Here is a 20,696-nt window from a genome sequence, read left to right on the forward strand (position 1 = left end):
TGTCAGCAAACAGGCTGAAATGATTGCCATCCTGCACTTCAATGGACGGCAGCATGGAACAGTCACGCGTCAGAAGCTGGTTTCGCATGGGAGCCTCGGCGATTTTCGCTGCCGCTCTGGGGTTGGGGGCCTATCTCGGGTATCTGCAGCTCAGCGGCAATTTCCATACGGTGATCGACGGCGAGCTCTACCGGTCTGCCCAGCCGGGTGCCGCCGATATCGAGACCTACGCAAAGACCTACGGCATCCGCACCATCGTCAACCTGCGCGGTGAGGACGACAAGGCCGGATGGTATGCCGAGGAGGTCTCCGCCGCAAAAAGGCTTGGCCTGACGCATCTCGATTTCCGGATGTCGGCTTCCAAGCAGTTGAGCGAAGCGGAGGCGGACCGGCTTGTCACGATGATGCGGGACGCACCGAAGCCGATCCTGATCCATTGCCGCTCGGGTTCCGACCGCACCGGCCTTGCCGCCGGGCTCTACAGCAGCGAGATCGCCGGCATGTCCGAAGAGATCGCCGAGCGCCAGCTTTCCCTCTACTTCGGCCATATCGGTATTCCGGTCATCTCGTCGGCCTATGCCATGGACAGGACATGGGAGCGGCTCGAGCACCATTCCTGGCGCGACAGGATTGCATTGCTGACAACGGATATCGACCTCTGACGTCGTTGCGGCCGAGGCTGGGAAACTCCTGTGGCAGTTGGCGGGTCGTGCCCAATGCGCTAGGATCTCGGCCAGTTCCAAGGAGCCATCATGCCAACATGCAACGTCGTTCTGACAGAGCACCACCAGCAGGTGATCGAGCGGCTTCTGGAAACGGGACGCTATCAGAACGCCAGCGAAATCGTGGGCGATGCACTGCGGCTTATCTGCCCAGGCCGACATCACCAAGATCATTGCCTATACGGATGAGAACTTCGGACGCGGCGCAAGGCGCCGTGACGAACAGCTTCTCGTGACTGCCTTTCGCGATTTGTCGCAAGACCCGACCCGGCCGGACTCAATCGATAGGGCGGAGCTTGGGGCAGGCATACGCAGCTTCCATCTCAGGCATAGCCGGACGAGGGCTAAGCACGCAAGCGGACCGGTCGTGCAGCCTCGCCACTTCATTCTCTATCGGTATCTTGAACCGTCGCTTGCCGGGATCGGTCGCGTGCTTCATGACGCTGTCGATCTCGAAAGGCACCTCACGTCAGCATTCGGCGATGAAAGCGAGCGGTCCTAATCCACTTCCGCCAGCCGCAGCAGCTCCACTGCGGCGGTTTCGTCGGTGATGAGGGTGTTGCAGCCGATGCGTCGGATGGTGGCGCGGATGGCGATGGCGCGGTGTGTGCCGCCGGAGGAGAGGACGATGTGTTTTGCCTTGGCGAGCGTATCGAGGTCGACGGACATGACCCGCTCGTTGAGCTTCTGATCGACGGACCGGCCTTCCTCGTCGAGGAAATTGAACATCGTGTCGCAGACACAGCCGGCGGCGATCAGCCGCTCGAGTTCGGTGGCTGAAATGAACCCCTCCGACAGCGAGGTCGAATGCGGGCCGATATCACCGCAGCTGACGACCGCGAGATCGAGGTTCTCGGCGAGGTCATAGACGGCATCGAGGCCGCATTTGTCGATCAGAGCCCGCTTGGTGGCGACGCTGTCGACCAGAAGCGGGGCGAGGAACATGAAGCATTCGGCGCCCAGCTGGCCGGCAAAGCGCCAGGTGAAGTCGATCGGGTTGGTCTGGTGGACAGCGACAATGCCGCCGAGCAGCGAGACGACCTTGCAGCGTTCGCGACGGGGCGGGCGGAAGCTCGAAAGCGCTGCCGTCATCGTGCGGCCCCAGCCGACGCCGATCGTCATGTCGTTCTGGATTGCTTCCGACAGGAACTGGCCGAGCGCCAGACCGACGGCGCCGGCCAGTGCATCGGCGCTGTTGTCGCGCGGGGCGGGCACCACGACCGCCTCATCCAGTCCGTAGGCGCGTTCCAGCTTGGTCGCCAGCTCGACGCAGGTGTCGATGCCTTCCGAGATCCAGATCTGCACTTCGGAGCGTTTCATTGCCTCGTCGAGAAGGCGGATGACGGTCGAGCGACTGATGCCGAGCCGCTCGGCTACCTCCTTCTGCGTCAGGCCCTGGTTGTAGTAGAGCCAGGCAGCGCGAAGCCGCAGGGAGGACGCTTCCGAATATGCGGTGTGGGTATCGCGTCTCAGCTTGGCCAAATTCTGATGTCCTTTTTCATTCAGGACCATAGGGCTGACGTGAAACATATGTCAATTGTGAAGGACAAATGTCTTGACTTCTTTACCCTGAAGGGTTGTTATCCGGTCAACAGCGATCCAGAAACCATACGACGCCCCGAGCGTTTGTATTCGCTTAACAAGGATTTATTCGGATGACGTCGAAACTAGAGCAGCTTCGTTCCATGACAACGGTCGTCGCCGACACGGGCGACATCGAGGCGGTGACCCGCCTCAAGCCGGTCGATTGCACCACCAACCCGTCGATCGTTCTAAAGGCGATCGGTTCGCCGGCATTTGCCGACACGTTCCAGGAAACGGTAGCCTGGGGCCGCAAACAGGGCGGCAGCGACGACGCGATCACGGTTGCCGTGGCTGACAAGCTGGCGATCGACGTGGGCGCGGCACTTGCGGGGATTGTCCCCGGCCGTGTTTCGACCGAAGTCGACGCCGACCTTTCCTTCGACACCGAAGGTTCGATCACCAAAGCGCACAAGATCATCGCAGCCTACAAGGATCGCGGCATCGAGCGCGAGCGCATCCTGATCAAGCTGGCATCGACCTGGGAAGGCATCAAGGCCGCCGAAGTTCTGCAGGCCGAAGGGATCGACTGCAACCTGACGCTTCTGTTCAGCCACGCCCAGGCCGTTGCCTGCGCGGACGCCAAGGCGTTCCTGATCTCACCTTTCGTTGGGCGCATTCTCGATTGGTACAAGAAGTCGACCGGTGAAGACTACACGTCCGAGACCGATCCGGGCGTCGTCTCGGTGCGTTCGATCTACAATTACTACAAGGCGAACGGCATCTCGACGATCGTCATGGGCGCCTCGTTCCGCAATGTCGGCGAGATCGAAGCTCTTGCCGGTTGCGACCGCCTGACGATTTCGCCGAACCTGCTCGACGAGCTCGACAAGGCTGAAGGCACGCTGGAGCGCAAGCTTTCGCCTGAAAAGTTCGAGCCGGCCGCGCCGATCAAGATGGACGAAAAGACCTTCCGCTGGATGCTCAACGAAGACCAGATGGCGACCGAAAAGCTTTCGGACGGTATCCGGGCGTTCAACAAGGATCTCGGCGCGCTTCGCGAGCTCGTGAAGAAGGAACTGGTCCGCGCCGCGGCCTGATTTCCTCAACGTTTTCCAATGATAAGGCCCGCCTCGTGCGGGTCTTTTTCGTTTTCCTAATGTGCGCGGCCGAGGCACAGGGTTAACCGAACGTTTAGCCGGAACTCCTAGATCTTTCAGCCTACAAATCACTTTGAAGCTGGAGCGCATCGATGGCTGGGATTTCTTTTGGCCGTATCTTGTCCAACGCCGCCGTGATCAAGGCCCTCAACCGGTCGCAGGCGATCATCGAATTCGACCTGAAGGGCATTATACTCGATGCCAACGAAAACTTCTGCAATGCGCTCGGCTACCGCCTGGACGAGATCGTCGGCAGGCATCACAGCATGTTCGTCGATCCGGCCGATGCCGCTTCCTCAGATTACTCGGCGTTCTGGGCACGGCTTTCCACAGGCGCGTTCGATCAGGGCAAATACAAACGCGTGGGCAAAGGCGGCCGCGAGATCTGGATCGAAGCCACCTACAATCCGATTCTGAAAGGCGGCAAGCCTTACAAGGTCGTGAAGTTTGCGACCGACATCACGGAAGCGCGCAAGCGGGCGCTCGAGGACCGCGGCAAGCTTGAGGCACTGTCGCGGGCGCAGGCGATCATCGAATTTTCGCCGACAGGCGAGATCCTCAACGCCAACGACAATTTCTGTGCCGCCGTCGGCTACCGTCTCGATGAGATCGTCGGCAAGCACCATTCTATCTTCTGCGAACCCGACTATGCGCGCTCGCCGGACTATCAGGAGTTCTGGAAGAAGCTCGGACGTGGCACCTTTTCGGCCGATCAGTTCACCCGCATCACCAAGACCGGCGAGAAGATCTATATCCAGGCATCCTACAACCCGATCATCGACGACAGCGGACGGGTGTTCAAGGTCGTCAAGTTCGCAACGGATGTGAGCGAACGGGTAAGGGTGGTCAACGATCTCGGCACCGGACTTGCACGTCTCGCCGATTGCAATATCCAGCAGACGCTGGATACGCCCTTCATCGTGGAATTCGAGCCGCTGCGCCGGGACTTCAACGCCTCGATCGGGGCGTTCCAGAAGACGCTGATGGGGGTCCTGCAGCAGACTTCCAGCCTCAACGACAGCAGCCAGGACATGCAGGTGGCGGCCGACCAGCTGTCCGCCCGCACCAAGGAGCAGGCAGCGTCGCTTCGAGAAACGACAGCGGCGCTGGAGCAGGTGACGGAGACGGTAAGGTCCTCCAACACCAATGCGGAGGAAACCCGCAAGCTGGTCAAGGGGGCGCTGCAATCTGCGACCACGTCCTCCTGCGTGGTGCAGGAAACCATCACGGCGATGAAGCGGATCGAAGGCGCATCGTCCGAGATTACCAAGATCATCAGCGTGATCGACGAGATCGCGTTCCAGACCAATCTTCTGGCGCTCAATGCCGGCGTCGAGGCGGCCCGTGCGGGCGAGGCGGGCAAGGGCTTTGCGGTTGTGGCACAGGAGGTGCGTGAACTGGCGCAGCGTTCCGCCAAAGCCGCCAAGGAGATCAAGGGACTGATCGAGAATTCCGGCCGGCAGGTCACGGAGGGCGTGCGCCTTGTCGACGCGACGGGCGCCGCGCTGCACGAGATCGAACGGTTTGTCGCCTCGATCGACCAGAATGTCCAGTCGCTGGCCACTGCGGCGCAGGAACAGTCGGGTGGCCTGTCCGACATCAACCAGACGGTTTCGCAGCTCGACCGGATGACGCAGCAGAACGCGGCGATGGTGGAGCACACGACCGGCATCAGCCGCCAGCTTGCAAGCGGCGCGGCTCTGTTGTCGGAACTGGTCGGACATTTCAAGCTCAACAGGCGCGGCGAAATGCGCGAAACGGGTTCACCGCGTGCCGGCGGCGGCCGCAGGGCCGCTTGACGCAACAGCGAGCGACGACCGGTGGAGAGGCCCGCGTCATGCGGGCCTTTTGTCGTCTGAAGGTCAAGCATGATGGGCGATGGGCCGGCCGGAGCGTGGATGCGCCTCGTGAGCCTCATTCCGGGACAGGCGTTGGGCGAAGGAAAAGCCCAGGCTTAAAGCTTCTTCAATCAGAGTAGCGCAGACTGCGGCTTGAGTATTCCATGTCTTGTTGTGCGTGATGGGGTGAAGATGCCGGAGTTCGGCGCGTGAAGATACGGCTATCGAAGAAGCTGCTCGCGGTCGTCGGCGGTGTTTCCGTGCTCTGCGCCGGCAGCGGCGCGGCGGCCGTGTTCGTGGGCAAGGAAAAGTTTTTCGGCCCGTCCTACGCCGATCTCAACGGCCTGACCTGTTCGGTGTTGCAGACGTTCACGACCAAGCGCGACGGACGCACCTGGGTGCGCCGCTATGTGAATGCCGACGAGGTTGCCTCGGCGGATGGCGTTGGTGACGGCATGGCCCGCATCCGCACCGCATTGCGCGTGGCAAAATCCATCCAGGAGAAGGAAAAGGCCGACATCGTGCAGGTGGCGATGGTCGACAAGGCGGGTCCGAAGGACCGCGCCGAAATGCGCGGCCGCATGATCGGCGCGCAGGTCGTCTACATTCCAGATGTTTCCAAGGCACCTGATGGCGCAGCGCGGGAACCCTATTCCGCATTCTATGTCGAGGGTGCTGCGACATCCAAGGGCGAGTATTACGGCCAGCGCATCGACATGCCGCTCGCCGATATCGAGCATCTCGAAGCAAGTCTCACCGACAAGACCGATTGTATCGACCCCGTGGCGATTGCCGCGGCCGAGGCTGCTGCCGCAGAAGGACACGGCGCGGCCAAGGGGCATGACAAGAAGCCTGCCAAGGGGCATGAACCTGCCGGACATGGCGAAGCCTCCGGTGGGCACGACGCACCAGCCGCTGAAGGAGAAGCGCCGGTAGGCGAGCACGGCAGCGCGCCCGCCGAAGGACATGGCGAGGCCGCGGCCGCGGGCCATGGCGAGGGCGGGGAACCTGCCGCCAAGGAAAGCGGCGGTCTCCTGAGTTCGGTGACCGGCCTGATCTTCGGTTCGAAAGAGGAAGCAGCGCCTGCCGCCGCCGCGCATGCGCCGGACGGCGAGGGGCACGCTGCACCGCAAGGCGGCGAGCATCCAATCGACGCGAAGCAGGATGGTCATGCACCAGCTCCAGCCGCAGCGGGGGATGACACAGCCGACGGTTCGAAAGAGCATGCCGCAAAGGTTGAGCCTATCTCTGCGCCGGCAGAAACACCTGCACCGACCGAACAGAAGAGTTTTGTCTCTTCCATGAAGGAGATGCTCTTCGGTTCCAGTGACAAGGCTCCGGACGCGGCGCCGGATGCCACACATGACGAAGCCTCGGCAGAGCCGGCTTCCCCAAAGACCGAGCCCGCGCCAGAGCCACGCACCTCTGCCGAGGGCGGCAAGCGCTGGTCGAAGCAGGATGGCAGCGACGAGATCCGTTCCGGCGGGCCTTCAGCAAGCGACGCCGCACATGACGACAAGGCCGCTGAACCAGCCGCTACGGTCGCGTCGGATCAGCCGGGCGCGGCAGCAGGCGGGTCCAATGCCGCGGATGCGGCCGGTGCCGCGTGGCTTGAGAAGCTGCGGGCGCAACAGGCTGGTTCGGCCAGCAAGCCCTAAAAAAAGCAACCTGCCGGTTGCTCCATCGTCCAGAGAGGCCCGTGCCATCGAGCCCCGTTGGCGCGGCGGGCCGGGAACAGCATGGTGGCTGTTGCTGCGTATGGTCGGAACTTGCGAGAAGATCCACTAATCCTCTGCCCGTTTTAGGGAGTGGAGTCAGGCTGCTGACAAAGGTTTTATCAAACAACTCTTGATGTCACTTTGGAACCGATGCGGTTCGCAACCTCCCCTCATCCTCGCCCTTGTGGTGGGGATTTAGTCAGCTCAAGTCCTTAAGCTGGGAGGGTCTTTGACCCGACAGACGTCGTGTCGCTGGATCCCCGCCACAAGGGCGGGGATGAGGGAGCGTGGGGTATCGCTCTCGCCAAGCAAGCTTCTTCAGCGTTTGTCGGCAGTCTGACCCTCTCCCTGTTTCAGGGGAGAGGAGCAGGTCTGTCTGATCAATCCGCCTTGGCGCGGCGGGCCGGGAAGAGGATGACGTCGCGGATCGATGGGGCGTTGGTGAGCAGCATGATCAGGCGGTCGACACCGATGCCGAGGCCGCCGGCGGGGGGCATGCCCTGGTCGATGGCGTCAAGGAATTCGTCGTCCAGCTGCTTGTCTTTTTCGCCGCGGGCGTGGGCCTGTTCGAGCTGCTCGACCATGCGCTTGCGCTGTTCTTCAGGATCGTTCAGCTCGGAGAAGGCATTGCCCAGTTCCCAGGCGTTGCAATAGGTCTCGAAACGTTCGACGAGGCGCGGTTCGCCCGGGACTTCCTTGGCAAAGGGCGAGATGTCCTTAGGGAAATGGGTGACGTGGCTCGGCTGGATCAGCGTGGCCTCGACCTTTTCCTCGAAGATGAAGGCGAGGCATTCGCCCCAGGTCCAGTCCTTCTCGACTTCGAAGCCGGCGGCCTTGGCTGCGGTGCGGGCTTCCTCGTCGGTCTTCATGGCGAGGAAGTCGATGCCGGTGACTTCCTTGACGGCGTCTGGCATGGGCACGCGCTTGAACGGGCCCTTGAACGACAGTTCCTTGTCGCCATAGGCGAATTCGGTGGAGCCGTGGATCTTCATGGCAAGGTCGGCGAACAGGCGTTCGACGAGGTCCATGATGTCCTCGTAGTCGGCATAGGCCCAGTAGCATTCCATCATGGTGAATTCAGGATTGTGCCGGGTGGAGACGCCTTCGTTGCGGAAGTTGCGGTTGATCTCGAACACCTTGTCGGTCAGGCCCGACACCAGCGTGCGCTTCAAGAACAGTTCCGGCGCGATGCGCAGGTACATGTCGAGCTTCAGCGTGTTGTGGTGGGTCTTGAAGGGTTCGGCCGTGGCGCCGCCATAGACGGAATGCAGCATCGGCGTTTCGACTTCCATGAAGCCGTCGTCTTCCATGAAGCGGCGGATGCCCGACACGATCTTCGAGCGCTGCTGGAAGCGCAGCTTGCTTTCCTCGTTGCTGAGGATGTCGAGGTGGCGCTTGCGGTAGCGAATCTCGACATCGGCAATGCCGTTCCACTTTTCCGGCATCGGCAAAAGCGACTTGGTCAGCATGGTGATTTCGCGGGCGCTGATCGACAGTTCGCCGCGCTTGGTGCGGCGCACGATGCCGGTGACGCCGATGATGTCGCCAAGATCGATCATCGACAGCATCGACCTTGCTTCCTCGGGCGTCACGTCCTTGTGGGAGAAGATCTGGATCTTGCCGCCGGCGTCATGGATATCCATGAACATGCCGGAATTGCGCGAGGAAAAGACGCGGCCGGCAACCGTGACGACATCGGTGGTTTCGACGTCAGCCTCGAGATCCTTGTACTTTTCCGCCAGTTCCGCATTGGTCATCGTGCGGTGGAAATGGGCCGGATAGACGTCGCCGACGGTTTCGCGCAGCTTTGCCAGTTTCTGGGCGCGCACTTCTGTCGCGTCGGAGGAGAGGGCGGTTTCGGTCTTGGTGTTCTCGGTCATGGTTTTTGCCTTCGAGGCTGGTTGTTCTGGTTCGCCGATGCGGCGGGCTCGGCTAACCCTCCCCCTTGTGGGGAGGGTCGGAGCGCAGCGACGGGGAGGGGTATCCCGGATTGCGAAAGAAAAGGCCCCTCCCTAACCCTCCCCACACGGGGGAGGGAAGCTGTCGCCGCAGGTATTACTTCTGCGCACCCACCATGGACGACACCACGGCGGCGGCGATCTTCAGGCGCTGGCGCACGACCGAGCGGCCGAGGATTGCCATGCTGTCGAACAGCGGCAGCGAACGCTGCGAGCCGGACATGGCGATAAACAGCGGCGGGGTGACGACGCGCAGCTTCTTTTCGAGCTTGTCGGCAACCGAGCGCAGTTCGGCATCGATCGCCTCGACGTTCCATTCGATCATCTTCTCGATGTCGGCCTGGACCATGGTGATGATCGCGAGCGTGTCTTCCGGTGAGGTCTTCAGACCGGCAAACGAGGCCGGTGTCAGGTTGACGTCGGCGGCGAGCAGGAAGCCTGCGAGGTTCGGCAGGTCGCCGAGCTTGGAAACGCGGCTCTGCGAGTGCTTCAGACCCTCGATCAGGCGCTGGTTTTCCATCGCCCATTCCAGCGTGCGTGACACGAACTCTTCCGGCGACAGCTTTTCGCGCAGCCAGCGGCCGTTCAACCAGTCCAGCTTCTGCAGATCGAAGATGGCGCCGGCCTTGGACAGGGCTTCCGGATCGAAGCTGCTGATCATCTCATCCATGGTCAGAAGCTCTTCGCCTTCGGCGATCTGCACGAAGAACAGGCCGAGGAAGTTCATCAGGGCTTCCGGCAGGTAGCCGAGCGCCGAGTAATAGCTGATCGAGGTCGGGTTCTTGCGCTTGGACAGTTTCGACTTGTCGGCATTTCTCATGAGGGAGAGATGCATGAAGACCGGCGCTTCCCAGCCGAAATAGCGATAGAGAAGAATGTGCTTGGGCACCGATGCCAGCCACTCTTCGCCGCGCGCGACGTGGGTGATTTTCATCAGATGGTCGTCGATGACGTTGGCCATATGATAGGTCGGCATGCCGTCGCCCTTGATCAGGACCTGCATGTCGACCGAATCCCACGGGATCGAGACATCGCCATAGACGCCGTCGGTGAAATCGCACGAACCTTCGGTCGGGATTTTCATGCGCACGACGGACTGTTCGCCGGCCGCCATCTTTTCGGTAACTTCCTCGGCCGAGTATTTCAGGCAGAGACCGTCATACTTCGGCGGCTTGCCGGCAGCGCGCTGGCCTTCGCGCATCTGCTCCAGACGTTCCGGCGTGCAGAAGCAGCGGAAGGCATGGCCCTTGTCGAGCAGATCCTGCGCATGCGGCCAGTACATGTCCTTGCGGTCCGACTGGCGGTAGGGGCCGTAGGGACCGCCGATATCTGGACCTTCCGCCCAGGTAAGCCCGGTCCATTTCAGCGCGTCCAGCACCTTCTGCTCGTATTCGAGCGTCGAGCGGGTCGCGTCGGTATCCTCGATGCGCAGGATGAATTCGCCGCCGTGCTTTTTCGCGAACAGGTAGTTGAAGAGGGCGATATAAGCGGTGCCGACATGGGGCTCGCCGGTGGGCGATGGGGCGATGCGGACGCGAGGGGTCGGATTGATCATGGATACTGCTCTTTCCACGGCGCGCATGGCTGCGCAAAGCCTGTGCCTTTGAATAGGGATTGGCGCAGGCTTAGGCCATATTCAGGCGGGAGCGTCAAGGTTTTTGGCGAAAACGGCCGCCACCCCGTCCCTCATTGAGGGGCGGGGTAAGCCTGGGTCCGTTGAGCGCGGGGAGGACTAATTCACCGGCCAGATATAGAGGAGGGCCGGGACGCTGACGACGATGATCAGGAACGACAAAGGCAGGCCAAGCCGCGGATAATCGGAGAACTTGTAGCCCCCCGGGCCGAACACCAGTGTGTTGCACTGGTGGCCGACGGGGGTGAGGAAATCGCAGCCGGCGCCGATCGCCACCGCCATCAGGAAGGGCTCGGGGCGAAAGCCGAGATTGGTGGCAAAGCTTGCGGCGATCGGCCCCATGACCAGCACGGTTGCTGCGTTGTTGAGGAAGGGGGTGACGGCCATGGCGGTGACGAGGATCAGGCCGATCGCGCCCCAGGCGGGCAAGGTCGCCGCCGCTTGGCCGAGCCATCCGGCGATCAGTTCGCTACCGCCGGAGGTTCGCAGAGAATCCGAAACCGGGATGAGCGCCGCCAGCATGACGAGGATCGGGCCATCAACGGATTTGTAGAAATCGGTCAGCGGAATGGCGCGGAAAACCACCATACCGAGAGCGGCCGCGAAGAAAGCGACCGGCACAGGGGCAAGCCCGACGGCCGTCGTGCCCATCGCCAGTGCCAGGATGATCAGTGGAATGAAGGCCTGCCTCCGCGTGCCGAGCAGCACTTCGCGCTGAGCGAGCGGCAAAAGCGAGAAGTCCTGCATCACCGTCGGCATGTTCTTGCGGCTGCCCTGCAACACGATCACGTCGCCCGCCATCAGGGTAATGGTGCCAAGACGCTGCTTGAGGCGTTCGCCATGCCGGCTGATTGCCAGAAGATTGACGCCACGGGTGTAGGAGAGCGCCAGTTCCTTGGCGGAAAGCCCCTTGAGCGGTGAATCCTGGGTGATGATCGCCTCGATGGAGATGACATCGGCCTGGGCCTGTCCGTTTTCCATCAGCGGCTTGCCGGAGAGCTGCAGCCTGCCGCCGGATACCATCCGGTCGAGCGCCTTTGACGGGCCTTCGAGCAGCACGACATCGTTTTCACGCAGGATGAGGTCCGGGAACGGTGCCATGCGCGACGGACCGCGCAGGACGGCATTGGCAATCACCTCGCCATCGCCGATCTTCAACAGCTCGGCGACCGTTTTTTCAAGAACAGTCGACAGCGGGGTAATCATCACCTCGGACGTATAGTTAGTGATCTCGACTGCTTCCTCGAGGGAATCGTTCTGCTTTGTGCGGCTGGGCACCAGCCAGTGGAAGAACAGAAGAAAGGTGATGCCGACAAAGGCGAGAATCGCACCCATCGGGGTGAAGTCGAACATCGTGAAGGATTCGCCGGTCAGTTCCTGGCGGATCCGCGACACGACGATATTGGGCGAGGTGCCGATCTGCGTCATCAGGCCACCGAGCAGAGCGGCGAAAGCCATCGGCATCAGGTATTTCGACGGCGAGGCACCGGATTTGCGGGCGAACTGGAACGCTACCGGCATCATGATGGCAAGCGCGCCGATATTCTTGATGAAGGCCGACAGCACGGCGACGACGATCATCAGCAGTGCCAGCTGGGTATGCAGCGTGTTGAGGTTGGGGAAGAACTTCTTGATCGCCATGTCGACGATGCCGGAGCGGGCAACGCCTGCCGAAACGACCAGCGCGCTGCCGACGATGATGACGATATCATCCGAGAAGCCGGAAAACGCCTGGTCGACCGGAACGATCCCCACCGTCACCGCCACGACGAGCGCACAGCAGGCGACCACATCGTAGCGGAAGCGATCCCAGATGAAGACGGCCATCATCACAGCGATGACGGAAAAGGCAAGGATCTGCTGGGTTGTCATGTGGCTCCGGGGGCGCTGGAAATGGGATGCAGCGAGAGGCGATGATCGGCGTGGTGATAAGATCGTGCCCTAGAATGCCCCAGTGCCACAAATGTTGCAAAGTCTGATGACGTTTCGCAAAAGGCGTCTATCGCCGCTCAGGGCGTGTCTGCTGGACAAACCGTGGTGGACGCATAAGTAGACGATATCAACTGCAGTTGTTTGCGCCAATTCCCCTGCGCCAAAGCCCCCGGAGCCGTCATGACCGATATCCTTGCCATCCCCGTCAAGCTTGCCGACGGCCGGAATACGACGCTTGCCGAATACCGTGGAAAAGTCATGCTGGTGGTCAACGTCGCGTCCAAATGCGGCCTGACCACGCAGTATGAAGGGTTGGAAAAACTCTACGAGCAAAAGCGGGACCGGGGCTTTGTCATCGCAGCCTTTCCGGCCAACGACTTCATGGGGCAGGAGCCCGGCTCGGATACGGAAATCGTCGAATTCTGCCAGCTGACCTATGACGTGAAGTTTCCGATCTTCTCAAAGATTTCCGTCAAGGGCGATGCCAAGCATCCGCTCTACAAGGCGCTGACCGCAGATCCGGTGTCCACCACCGGCGACGGTCCGATGAAGGCGCGCCTGCGCGGCCGCGGCATGGAGGTCAAGGATGGCGAGATCGTCTGGAATTTCGAAAAGTTTCTGATCGGACGCGATGGCCGGATCAAGGCACGCTTCGCGCCTGACGTGACCGCAGACGATAACCGGCTGCTCGAAGCGCTGGACCGGGAACTGTCCGAGCGGTGATCCGCCGGGACCAGGCGTTTGGACTCAACACAAAAAAGGGCGCCTCGCGGGCGCCCTTTGCGTGTCGATGTCTGTAGCAACGTCAATGCAGCGTACCGGAGGCCTTTTTCTTGGCGCGGGCGCCCTTCGCGAACATGTTGAGGGCCTCGACGCCGGCCGAGAAGGCCATGGCGGCGTAGATATAGCCCTTCGGAACGTGCACGCCAAAACCTTCGACGATCAAGGTGCCGCCGATCATCAGCAGGAAGGCGAGAGCCAGCATGACGATGGTCGGGTTTCTCTCGATGAAGTTGGCAAGCGGGGTTGCTGCCAAAAGCATCACGGTGACAGCGGCGACGACGGCCACGATCATGATCGGCAGATGCGGCGTCATGCCGACTGCGGTGATGATGCTGTCGATCGAGAAAACCAGGTCGAGGATCAGGATCTGCACGATGGCGGCGCTGAAGCTCATCTGCACGACTTCCTTGCCGGCGCCGACCATGTCTTCCTTGTTGTCGACCACATCCACGGAATGGTGGATTTCCTTGGTCGCCTTGTAAACGAGGAACAGACCACCGGCGATCAGGATCATGTCCTTCCAGGAGAAGGGGTGACCGAAGGCTTCAAAGACCGGATTGGTAAGCTGTACAATCCAGGCAACGGTGCCGAGCAGACCAAGACGCATGACCAGCGCCAGGCCGATACCGATCTTGCGTGCCTTTTCCCGATGCTCAGGTGGCAGCTTGTTGGTGAGGATGGAGATGAAGATCAGGTTGTCGATGCCAAGCACCACTTCCATGACCACAAGTGTAACGAGCGCTACCCAGGCCGTCGGGTCTGCTACCAGCGCTGCAATGTCCATCCATCTCTCCTGTTTTCAATCAAAGGGCGCAATTTCCCGCCGCATTTGGGGATCGACCCATTAAAAACAAGAGTAGGTTGAATATGGACCGACCAGAATCAGGCGGAATCAGCCCCATTATTGATCACGGGTTTGTTATGACAACCATAGGCCGCCATGAAAACGCGGACTGCACCTTGGATGGTCCGGTGGATTTCCTCGTCTGACGGGGCGTCTTCCATGGACCCGAACAGACGAACCTTGAAATAGCCGCCGCTGACCAGGTCGATATACTGGCCTGCGGCAAGCTCGATATCGTCGATATTCAGCCTGCCGGCCTCGACGTGGAGGGCGAGAAAGTCGCGCATCACGGTGCGCAGATTTTCGGGTCCGCGGAAAAAGCGCCGACACAGGTCCGGCATACGCTCGCGGACGCCAAGCACGGTGCGCATCGCGGTGATGATTTTCTCTTCCGTCATGTGGCTGAGGAACGAGACGCCAAAATCGTAGAGGCTCTTTTCCACGTTGCCGTTGGTCGACAGAACGGACCGAACAGTGGCGAGGAAGGCGGCGCGCTCCTGTTCCACCATGGCGACGAACAGATCTTCCTTGTTCTGGAAGTAGACGTAGATCGTTCCCTTCGAAACGCCGGCCTCGCGCGTGATGTCGTTCATGCTTGCGGCTTCGAAACCAAGCTTCATGAAAACCCGCGTCGCGCCTTCCATGATCTGGCTGCGCTTGGCCGGATCCTCGCCCGCAGCAAAACGCCCTGCAGTGCGGGGGGACGTGTGTCGCGGCGCGGATCTCTTTAACGGTTTCGGCATTATAATTCAGCATTCCGGTTTTTTTCGAACCGATTGGTTCGATGTGGTCTTGATATGTGTGATCGAAGGCTTTATGTCAACGCTCCGAACTGATCGGTTCGATCGGTTTTCGCTTTTCAAAGATGGTTACGACAATGACGGCCTCCAAGAATGCCGGCGCGCTGCGCACCGTAAAAAACGAAGATGTGAATGCCGATGACACGGCGCGCGACGACGCGTCGCCGGCTGCCGAGAAACCTGCGGCACCTGTTGCAACGCCATCGCCCGAAGCCAAGGCCGACGCACCCGCAAAGAAGGGCAAGCGCGGCCTTATCCTGCCGATCATCGTGCTGGCGCTGCTCGCCGGTGGCGGCTGGTATGGATATCAGTGGTGGACGACGGGCCGGTTCATGGTGTCGACGGACGATGCCTATATCGAAGGCGATATTGCCACGATTTCCCCAAAGGTCACGGCTTTCGTTTCGAAAGTGAATGTCGCCGCCAACCAGCAGGTCAAGGCCGGCGATGTGCTGGCGACGCTCGACAATGGCGATTACCAGAACGCGCTTGATCAGGCCAATGCCGCCATCGAAACCGGCAAGCTGTCGCTGACCCGCATCGACGCACAGGTCGAAGGTGCGCAGGCAACCCTTGCCCAGGCGCAGGCCTCCAAGGTTGCACTGCAGGCAGCGGTCCGCGGTGCCGAGATCACGCTCAAGCGCCAGACCGAGCTTGCCGCAAAGTCGGTCGGCACGACCGCCGATCTCGACAGCGCCACGATTGCGCTCGATCAGGCCAAGGCCAACCTTGTCGGCGGCGATGCGTCGATCAAGTCGGCAGAAGCCAACATCACCATTCTTGAAGCGCAGCGCAAGGAAGCCGAAGGCCAGGTCCGGACGCTGGAACTGCAGCGCGACAAAGCGGCCCGCGACTTGTCCTTTACCGTTCTGAAGGCGCCCTATGACGGGATTGTCGGCAATCGCTCGGTGCAGGAAGGCGATCTCGTTTCGCCGGGACAACGGCTGATGGCGCTGGTGCCGACGCGCCAGCTCTATATCGACGCCAATTTCAAGGAAACGCAGATCCAGCATCTGGAGATCGGCTCCAAGGTGGAAGTGCATGTGGATGCCTATAGCGAGGAGCCGATCATCGGCACGGTGGAATCGCTTGCGCCGGCTTCCGGCTCGGTATTCTCGCTGCTGCCGCCGGAAAACGCGACGGGCAACTTCACCAAGATCATCCAGCGCGTTCCGGTCAGGATCGCCCTGCCGCAGGATGCGCTCGACAGCGGTCGTCTCAGGGCGGGTCTGAGCGTTGTCGTCGACGTGGACATCCGCACCGCACCCAAGAAGTAACACCTTAAGACGTAACTGGGCTTTGGCCTAACAGCCCCATCGGGGCGGAGGTGGTCCCATGGCTGGGAGCGCAACGACAACTGCAGGATCGATATCGTCCGCGGCACAGGCATCGTCTGCTCCCAAGGTGGACGAGAAGATGCCGACCGGCCGGCTGATCGCGTTTTTCGCGATGGTCGTCGGCATGTTCATGTCGATCCTCGACATCCAGATCGTGTCTGCGTCGCTGTCTGAAATTCAGGCGGGTCTTTCGGCCGGTTCGGACGAGATCGGCTGGGTGCAGACGTCGTATCTGATCGCCGAAGTCATCATGATCCCGCTTTCTGGCACCTTGGCGCGCATCGTCTCGACGCGCTATCTGTTTGCGTTCTCGGCTGCCGGCTTTACGGCCGCGAGCGCGCTTGCGGCGACGGCATCCAATATCGACCAGATGATCGTCTACCGCGCGATCCAGGGCTTTATCGGCGGCGGTATGATTCCGTCTGTGTTTGCGGCAGCCTTCACCATTTTCCCGCCATCGAAGCGGGCGTTCGTCTCGCCGATCATCGGGCTGATCGCGACGCTTGCGCCCACGATCGGACCAACGGTCGGCGGTTATCTCTCGAACGCGTTTTCGTGGCACTGGCTGTTTCTGGTCAACATCATTCCCGGCATCTTCGTGACGATCCTGACTTGGCGGTTCATCGACTTCGACAAGCCGGAACTGTCGCTGTTCAAGAAGTTCGACTGGTGGGGTCTTGTAGCGATGGGCGTGTTCCTCGGCGGTCTCGAGTATGTGCTGGAAGAGGGCAACTCCAACGACTGGTTCAACGACCACATGATCGTCATCGGTGCCATCGCATCGGGGCTTGGCTGCCTGGTCTTCTTCTATCGCGCCTTTACCTCGGAATTTCCCGTCGTGGACCTGACGGCGTTTACGAACCGGAACTTCGCGTTCGGCTCGATCTTCTCCTTCGTGATGGGTATCGGGCTCTACGGGCTTACCTATATCTACCCGGTCTATCTCAGCCGCATCCGCGGTTACGACAGCCAGATGATCGGCGAGACGATGTTCGTCTCGGGTCTTGCCATGTTCGTCACGGCGCCGATCGCAGGCAAGCTGTCGACCAAGATGGACCTGAGAGCGATGATGGTGATCGGTTTCATCAGCTTTGCCTCCGGCACCTATATCATGACCGGCATCACCGCCGATTGGGACTTCTACGAGCTTCTGATCCCGCAGATCCTGCGCGGTTTTGGCCTGATGATGTGCATGGTGCCGATCAATAATATCGCGCTTGGCACTTTGTCTCCGGCCCGCATCCGAGGGGCGTCCGGCCTGTTCAACCTGACCCGCAACCTCGGCGGCGCGGTGGGGCTTGCGATCATCAGCACGCTTTTGTCCAACCGCCAGGACGTGCATTACGAGCGGCTGCGCGAGCATCTCGACTGGGGCAACCGGATCGCCTCCGACCAGCTCGACTCGATGGCATCCAACCTGAATACCTACGGGCTGGATGGTGCGACCGGCGCGATCCGGCAGATGGTGCAACTGGTGACCAAGCAGGCCGTGGTGATGTCGTTCTCGGACGTTTTTCTGATCCTGACCGTGCTGTTTGCGATGATGATCCTCGGCGTTGCCGCGATCGAAAAGCCGGCGCCCCAAAGCGGCGGCGGTGGCAGCGGCCACTGATCGCGGATTTAGCGCTTAACATTTCAAAGAACCACCGCCTGCAGAGGGGTCGTCGCAAACCGCGGCGGCCCCTTTGCGATTCGTAAGGCGGAGCGTGATGAAATAAATCTGATTTACGTACCTCAAAAACTTCGTTACGAAGATCGGCGGAGGACCGCATGAAGCCAACCGTACACGATATCGCGCGTAGCGCCGGCGTCAGCCTGGCGACCGTCGACCGTGTGCTGAACGGTCGGCCGGGCGTGCGGCGCATCACCCAGGAGAAGGTCGAGGAGGCGATCGCCGTCCTCGGCTACGTGCGCGACGTGGCGGCGGCGAACCTTGCCAAGGGACGGACTTACGCCTTCACCTTCGTGCTGCCTGAGAACGACAACTCGTTTATGATCGGCTTGCGCGAAGAGGTGGAGCAGGCGGTTGGTCGCTCCGGTGCCGAGCGAACTCGTATCCGCGTCGTCGACGTGCCGCCTTTCGACGGGCAGTCCTTGTCGACCATGCTGGACGGCGTGCTTGCCGACAGGCCTGACGGCGTCGCGTTCGTGGCGGTGGAAAGTAGCGACGTGCAGGCCGCAGTCGCAAGGCTGCGGGAGGCGGGCATCGCCGTCGTGACGCTGGTGTCGGACCTGCCGGGCTCGCAGCGGCACCATTTCGCCGGGATCGACAACCACGCGGCCGGGCGCACCGCTGCCAATCTCCTCGGAAGGTTTCTCAGCGGTCGCGACGGGCGGGTGGCGATGGTTGCCGGATCGATGCTGGTGCGCGATCACCGCGAGCGGCTGGAAGGGTTTCTGTCCGTGCTATCGGAGGATTTTCCGCGGCTTGCCATCCTGCCGGTGATCGAAGCGCGCGACGATCCTGCTATTGCCGAGGAATTGGTGACGGGCCTGTTTCGCCGCTATCCGGATGTGATCGGGCTCTACAGCCTCGGCGCTGGCAATCGCGGGATCCTCAAGGCTGTGCGCAGCCTGCCGGAAGCACGCAGACCTGTGATCATCGCGCATGAGCTGACGCGATCGACGCGGGCAGCGCTGGCCGACGGTGTCGTCGATGCGGTGCTGAACCAGGATGCCGGCCATGAAGTGCGCAGCGCCATAAGGGTGCTGAAGGCGAAGGCGGACGGGCTTCCCGTGATCGCCGCGCAGGAGCGCATTCGTATCGACATATTCTTGAAAGATAACCTGCCCTGACGGGCAAATCGCGCTCCGGAACGTGTTAAGCGGCTCGGACACGACGCGTGGCGAAACAAAGATCTGCCGAAACGCGGCAGCAACAGGAGAAGGCAAGCATGTATCTCGGTCTCGATCTGGGCACTTCCGGCGTCAAGGCGATGCTGATCGACGGCGATCAGACGATCATCGGCTCGGGGAACGGGACGCTCGACGTATCGCGCCCGCATTCCGGTTGGTCGGAACAGGAGCCGGCTCACTGGATCCGCGCCTGCGAAGAGGCGATCGACGGGCTGAAGGCGAAGTTTCCCAAGGAGCTTGCCGCAGTAAAGGGTATCGGCCTTTCCGGCCAGATGCATGGTGCGACCTTGCTCGATGCCGACGACAAGGTGCTGCGGCCCTGCATCCTGTGGAACGACACACGCTCGTTTAAGGAGGCAGCGGCGCTCGATGCGGATCCGCGGTTCCGTGCCATCACCGGCAATATCGTGTTTCCGGGCTTTACTGCGCCGAAGCTTGCCTGGGTGAAGAACAACGAGCCCGAGATTTTTGCGAAGGTCGCCAAGGTTCTGCTGCCCAAGGATTACCTGCGGCTGTGGCTGACGGGTGAGCACATTTCCGAAATGTCCGATTCGGCCGGCACGTCCTGGCTCGATACGGGCGCGCGCAAGTGGTCATCGGAACTCCTGGCGGCGACCGATCTTACCGAGGATCAGATGCCGACGCTGGTCGAGGGCACCGAGGAAGCCGGGCGCCTGCGGGGCGAGCTGAAGTCGAAATGGGGAATTGCCGGCGATGTCGTCGTTGCCGGCGGTGCCGGCGACAATGCGGCGTCTGCCTGCGGCATGGGCACCGTCGCCGAAGGGCATGCGTTCGTCTCGCTTGGCACATCCGGCGTGCTGTTTGCCGCCAACGCCTCCTATCTGCCGAAGCCGGAAAGTGCCGTGCATGCGTTCTGCCACGCGCTGCCGAAGACCTGGCACCAGATGGGCGTCATCCTGTCGGCGACCGATGCCCTGAACTGGCATTCGAAAGTGTCCGGCAAGCCTGCCGCCGATCTGGTCGCCGAACTCGGCGAAGGCCTCAAGGCACCGACGGGCGTCACCTTCCTGCCGTACCTTTCCGGCGAGCGCACGCCGCATAACGATGCCGTCATTCGCGGCGCATTTCTCGGGCTCGAGCACGAGAGCAGCCGTGCGGTGCTGACCCAGGCGGTGCTCGAAGGCGTGACCTTTGCGATCCGCGACAATCTGGAAGCGCTGAAATCCGCGGGAACCTCGATCTCCCGCGTGACCGCGATCGGCGGCGGTTCGCGCTCGCGCTACTGGCTGTCGTCGATTGCCACCTCGCTTGGCGTTCCCGTGGATATTCCGGCCGACGGCGATTTCGGTGCAGCGTTTGGCGCGGCCCGGCTCGGGCTGATCGCGGCAACCGGTGCCGATCCGGTTGCGGTATGCTCCGCTCCCAAAACGGAAGCGGTGATCGAACCGGAAGCTGGCCTTCACGACGCCTATGAGGCGGCATACCAGCGCTACCGGGCTGCCTATCCTGCAATTCGCGGCTTGATGAACTAACCGGCAAAGGGGAGGAGACATCTCCTCCCCCAAGTCGGGCAACTCGAACCACGCTTTACCCGCTACAGTGAGGTACGTACCTCACCGTGGCGCACTTACCA

17 protein-coding genes are annotated in these 20,696 nt (G+C 61.3%); 11 read left to right on the forward strand and 6 right to left on the reverse strand.

All coding sequences use genetic code 11. The annotated features are described in order from the left end of the window. The first annotated feature begins 53 nt into the window (after positions 1–53). The 3 genes from ACQY1L_RS01405 (at position 54) to ACQY1L_RS01415 (ending at position 1,224) form a co-directional block, all read left to right on the forward strand. Positions 54–662 (forward strand): dual specificity protein phosphatase family protein, encoded by a 609-nt coding sequence (locus ACQY1L_RS01405; RefSeq protein ID WP_245341556.1) that lies wholly within the window; start codon positions 54–56, stop codon positions 660–662. Positions 663–752: 90 nt separating this feature from the next. Beyond that, positions 753–911, forward strand: a complete 159-nt coding sequence (locus tag ACQY1L_RS01410; RefSeq protein WP_113167016.1) for a ribbon-helix-helix domain-containing protein — start codon at positions 753–755, stop codon at positions 909–911. Beyond that, positions 853–1,224: a type II toxin-antitoxin system RelE/ParE family toxin gene (locus ACQY1L_RS01415; protein WP_174196072.1), complete on the forward strand. Its 372-nt coding sequence runs from the start codon at positions 853–855 to the stop codon at positions 1,222–1,224. The genes ACQY1L_RS01410 and ACQY1L_RS01415 overlap by 59 nt, the downstream gene beginning before the upstream one ends. Here ACQY1L_RS01415 and ACQY1L_RS01420 read toward each other — a convergent pair. Then, positions 1,221–2,204: a sugar-binding transcriptional regulator gene (locus ACQY1L_RS01420; protein ID WP_092659685.1), complete on the reverse strand. Its 984-nt coding sequence runs from the start codon at positions 2,202–2,204 to the stop codon at positions 1,221–1,223. The genes ACQY1L_RS01415 and ACQY1L_RS01420 overlap by 4 nt on opposite strands. A gap of 173 nt (positions 2,205–2,377) precedes the next feature. Here ACQY1L_RS01420 and tal point away from each other — a divergent pair, with 173 nt between their 5' ends. From tal to ACQY1L_RS01435, 3 genes are all read left to right on the forward strand, one after another. Beyond that, positions 2,378–3,343, forward strand: a complete 966-nt coding sequence (tal, locus tag ACQY1L_RS01425; RefSeq protein ID WP_113111915.1) for a transaldolase — start codon at positions 2,378–2,380, stop codon at positions 3,341–3,343. A 152-nt stretch (positions 3,344–3,495) separates the two neighbouring features. Continuing rightward, on the forward strand, positions 3,496–5,202 hold the full coding sequence (locus ACQY1L_RS01430; RefSeq protein ID WP_430242285.1) for a methyl-accepting chemotaxis protein: 1,707 nt from the start codon (positions 3,496–3,498) through the stop codon (positions 5,200–5,202). Positions 5,203–5,450: 248 nt separating this feature from the next. Then, positions 5,451–6,899 (forward strand): hypothetical protein, encoded by a 1,449-nt coding sequence (locus ACQY1L_RS01435; protein ID WP_430242288.1) that lies wholly within the window; start codon positions 5,451–5,453, stop codon positions 6,897–6,899. A gap of 440 nt (positions 6,900–7,339) precedes the next feature. On the opposite strand, the gene lysS is transcribed toward ACQY1L_RS01435, so the two are convergent. From lysS to ACQY1L_RS01450, 3 genes are all read right to left on the reverse strand, one after another. Next, complete coding sequence (gene lysS, locus ACQY1L_RS01440; RefSeq protein WP_430242290.1) at positions 7,340–8,839, reverse strand: lysine--tRNA ligase; 1,500 nt, start codon at positions 8,837–8,839, stop codon at positions 7,340–7,342. A 175-nt stretch (positions 8,840–9,014) separates the two neighbouring features. After that, positions 9,015–10,472 (reverse strand): glutamate--tRNA ligase, encoded by a 1,458-nt coding sequence (gltX, locus tag ACQY1L_RS01445; RefSeq protein ID WP_113167020.1) that lies wholly within the window; start codon positions 10,470–10,472, stop codon positions 9,015–9,017. Between the two features lie 177 nt (positions 10,473–10,649). Then, positions 10,650–12,422 (reverse strand): SLC13 family permease, encoded by a 1,773-nt coding sequence (locus tag ACQY1L_RS01450; protein WP_113111912.1) that lies wholly within the window; start codon positions 12,420–12,422, stop codon positions 10,650–10,652. Between the two features lie 240 nt (positions 12,423–12,662). Between ACQY1L_RS01450 and ACQY1L_RS01455 the strand changes: the two genes are divergently transcribed. Further along, positions 12,663–13,205, forward strand: coding sequence for a glutathione peroxidase (locus ACQY1L_RS01455; RefSeq protein WP_430242293.1), 543 nt, complete (start codon positions 12,663–12,665; stop codon positions 13,203–13,205). A gap of 82 nt (positions 13,206–13,287) precedes the next feature. Here ACQY1L_RS01455 and ACQY1L_RS01460 read toward each other — a convergent pair whose 3' ends face one another. Both ACQY1L_RS01460 and ACQY1L_RS01465 read right to left on the reverse strand, forming a co-directional pair. Next, positions 13,288–14,049 carry a TerC family protein gene (locus ACQY1L_RS01460; protein WP_062461215.1) on the reverse strand — a complete coding sequence of 254 codons (762 nt, stop codon included), beginning with the start codon at positions 14,047–14,049 and terminating at the stop codon, positions 13,288–13,290. Between the two features lie 98 nt (positions 14,050–14,147). After that, positions 14,148–14,852: a TetR/AcrR family transcriptional regulator gene (locus ACQY1L_RS01465; protein WP_430242296.1), complete on the reverse strand. Its 705-nt coding sequence runs from the start codon at positions 14,850–14,852 to the stop codon at positions 14,148–14,150. A 134-nt stretch (positions 14,853–14,986) separates the two neighbouring features. Here ACQY1L_RS01465 and ACQY1L_RS01470 point away from each other — a divergent pair, with 134 nt between their 5' ends. From ACQY1L_RS01470 to xylB, 4 genes are all read left to right on the forward strand, one after another. Then, a complete protein-coding gene (locus ACQY1L_RS01470; RefSeq protein ID WP_062582076.1) occupies positions 14,987–16,186 on the forward strand; it encodes an HlyD family secretion protein in 1,200 nt (399 codons plus the stop codon). 58 nt (positions 16,187–16,244) lie between these two features. After that, on the forward strand, positions 16,245–17,858 hold the full coding sequence (locus ACQY1L_RS01475) for a DHA2 family efflux MFS transporter permease subunit (protein ID WP_174196080.1): 1,614 nt from the start codon (positions 16,245–16,247) through the stop codon (positions 17,856–17,858). 158 nt (positions 17,859–18,016) lie between these two features. Next, on the forward strand, positions 18,017–19,042 hold the full coding sequence (locus ACQY1L_RS01480) for a LacI family DNA-binding transcriptional regulator (protein WP_430242299.1): 1,026 nt from the start codon (positions 18,017–18,019) through the stop codon (positions 19,040–19,042). 98 nt (positions 19,043–19,140) lie between these two features. After that, on the forward strand, positions 19,141–20,595 hold the full coding sequence (gene xylB, locus ACQY1L_RS01485; protein WP_430244034.1) for a xylulokinase: 1,455 nt from the start codon (positions 19,141–19,143) through the stop codon (positions 20,593–20,595). The last annotated feature ends 101 nt before the right edge of the window (positions 20,596–20,696 follow it).

Source organism: Neorhizobium sp. DAR64862/K0K3 (assembly GCF_050500185.1).
Lineage (GTDB): Bacteria > Pseudomonadota > Alphaproteobacteria > Rhizobiales > Rhizobiaceae > Neorhizobium > Neorhizobium soli.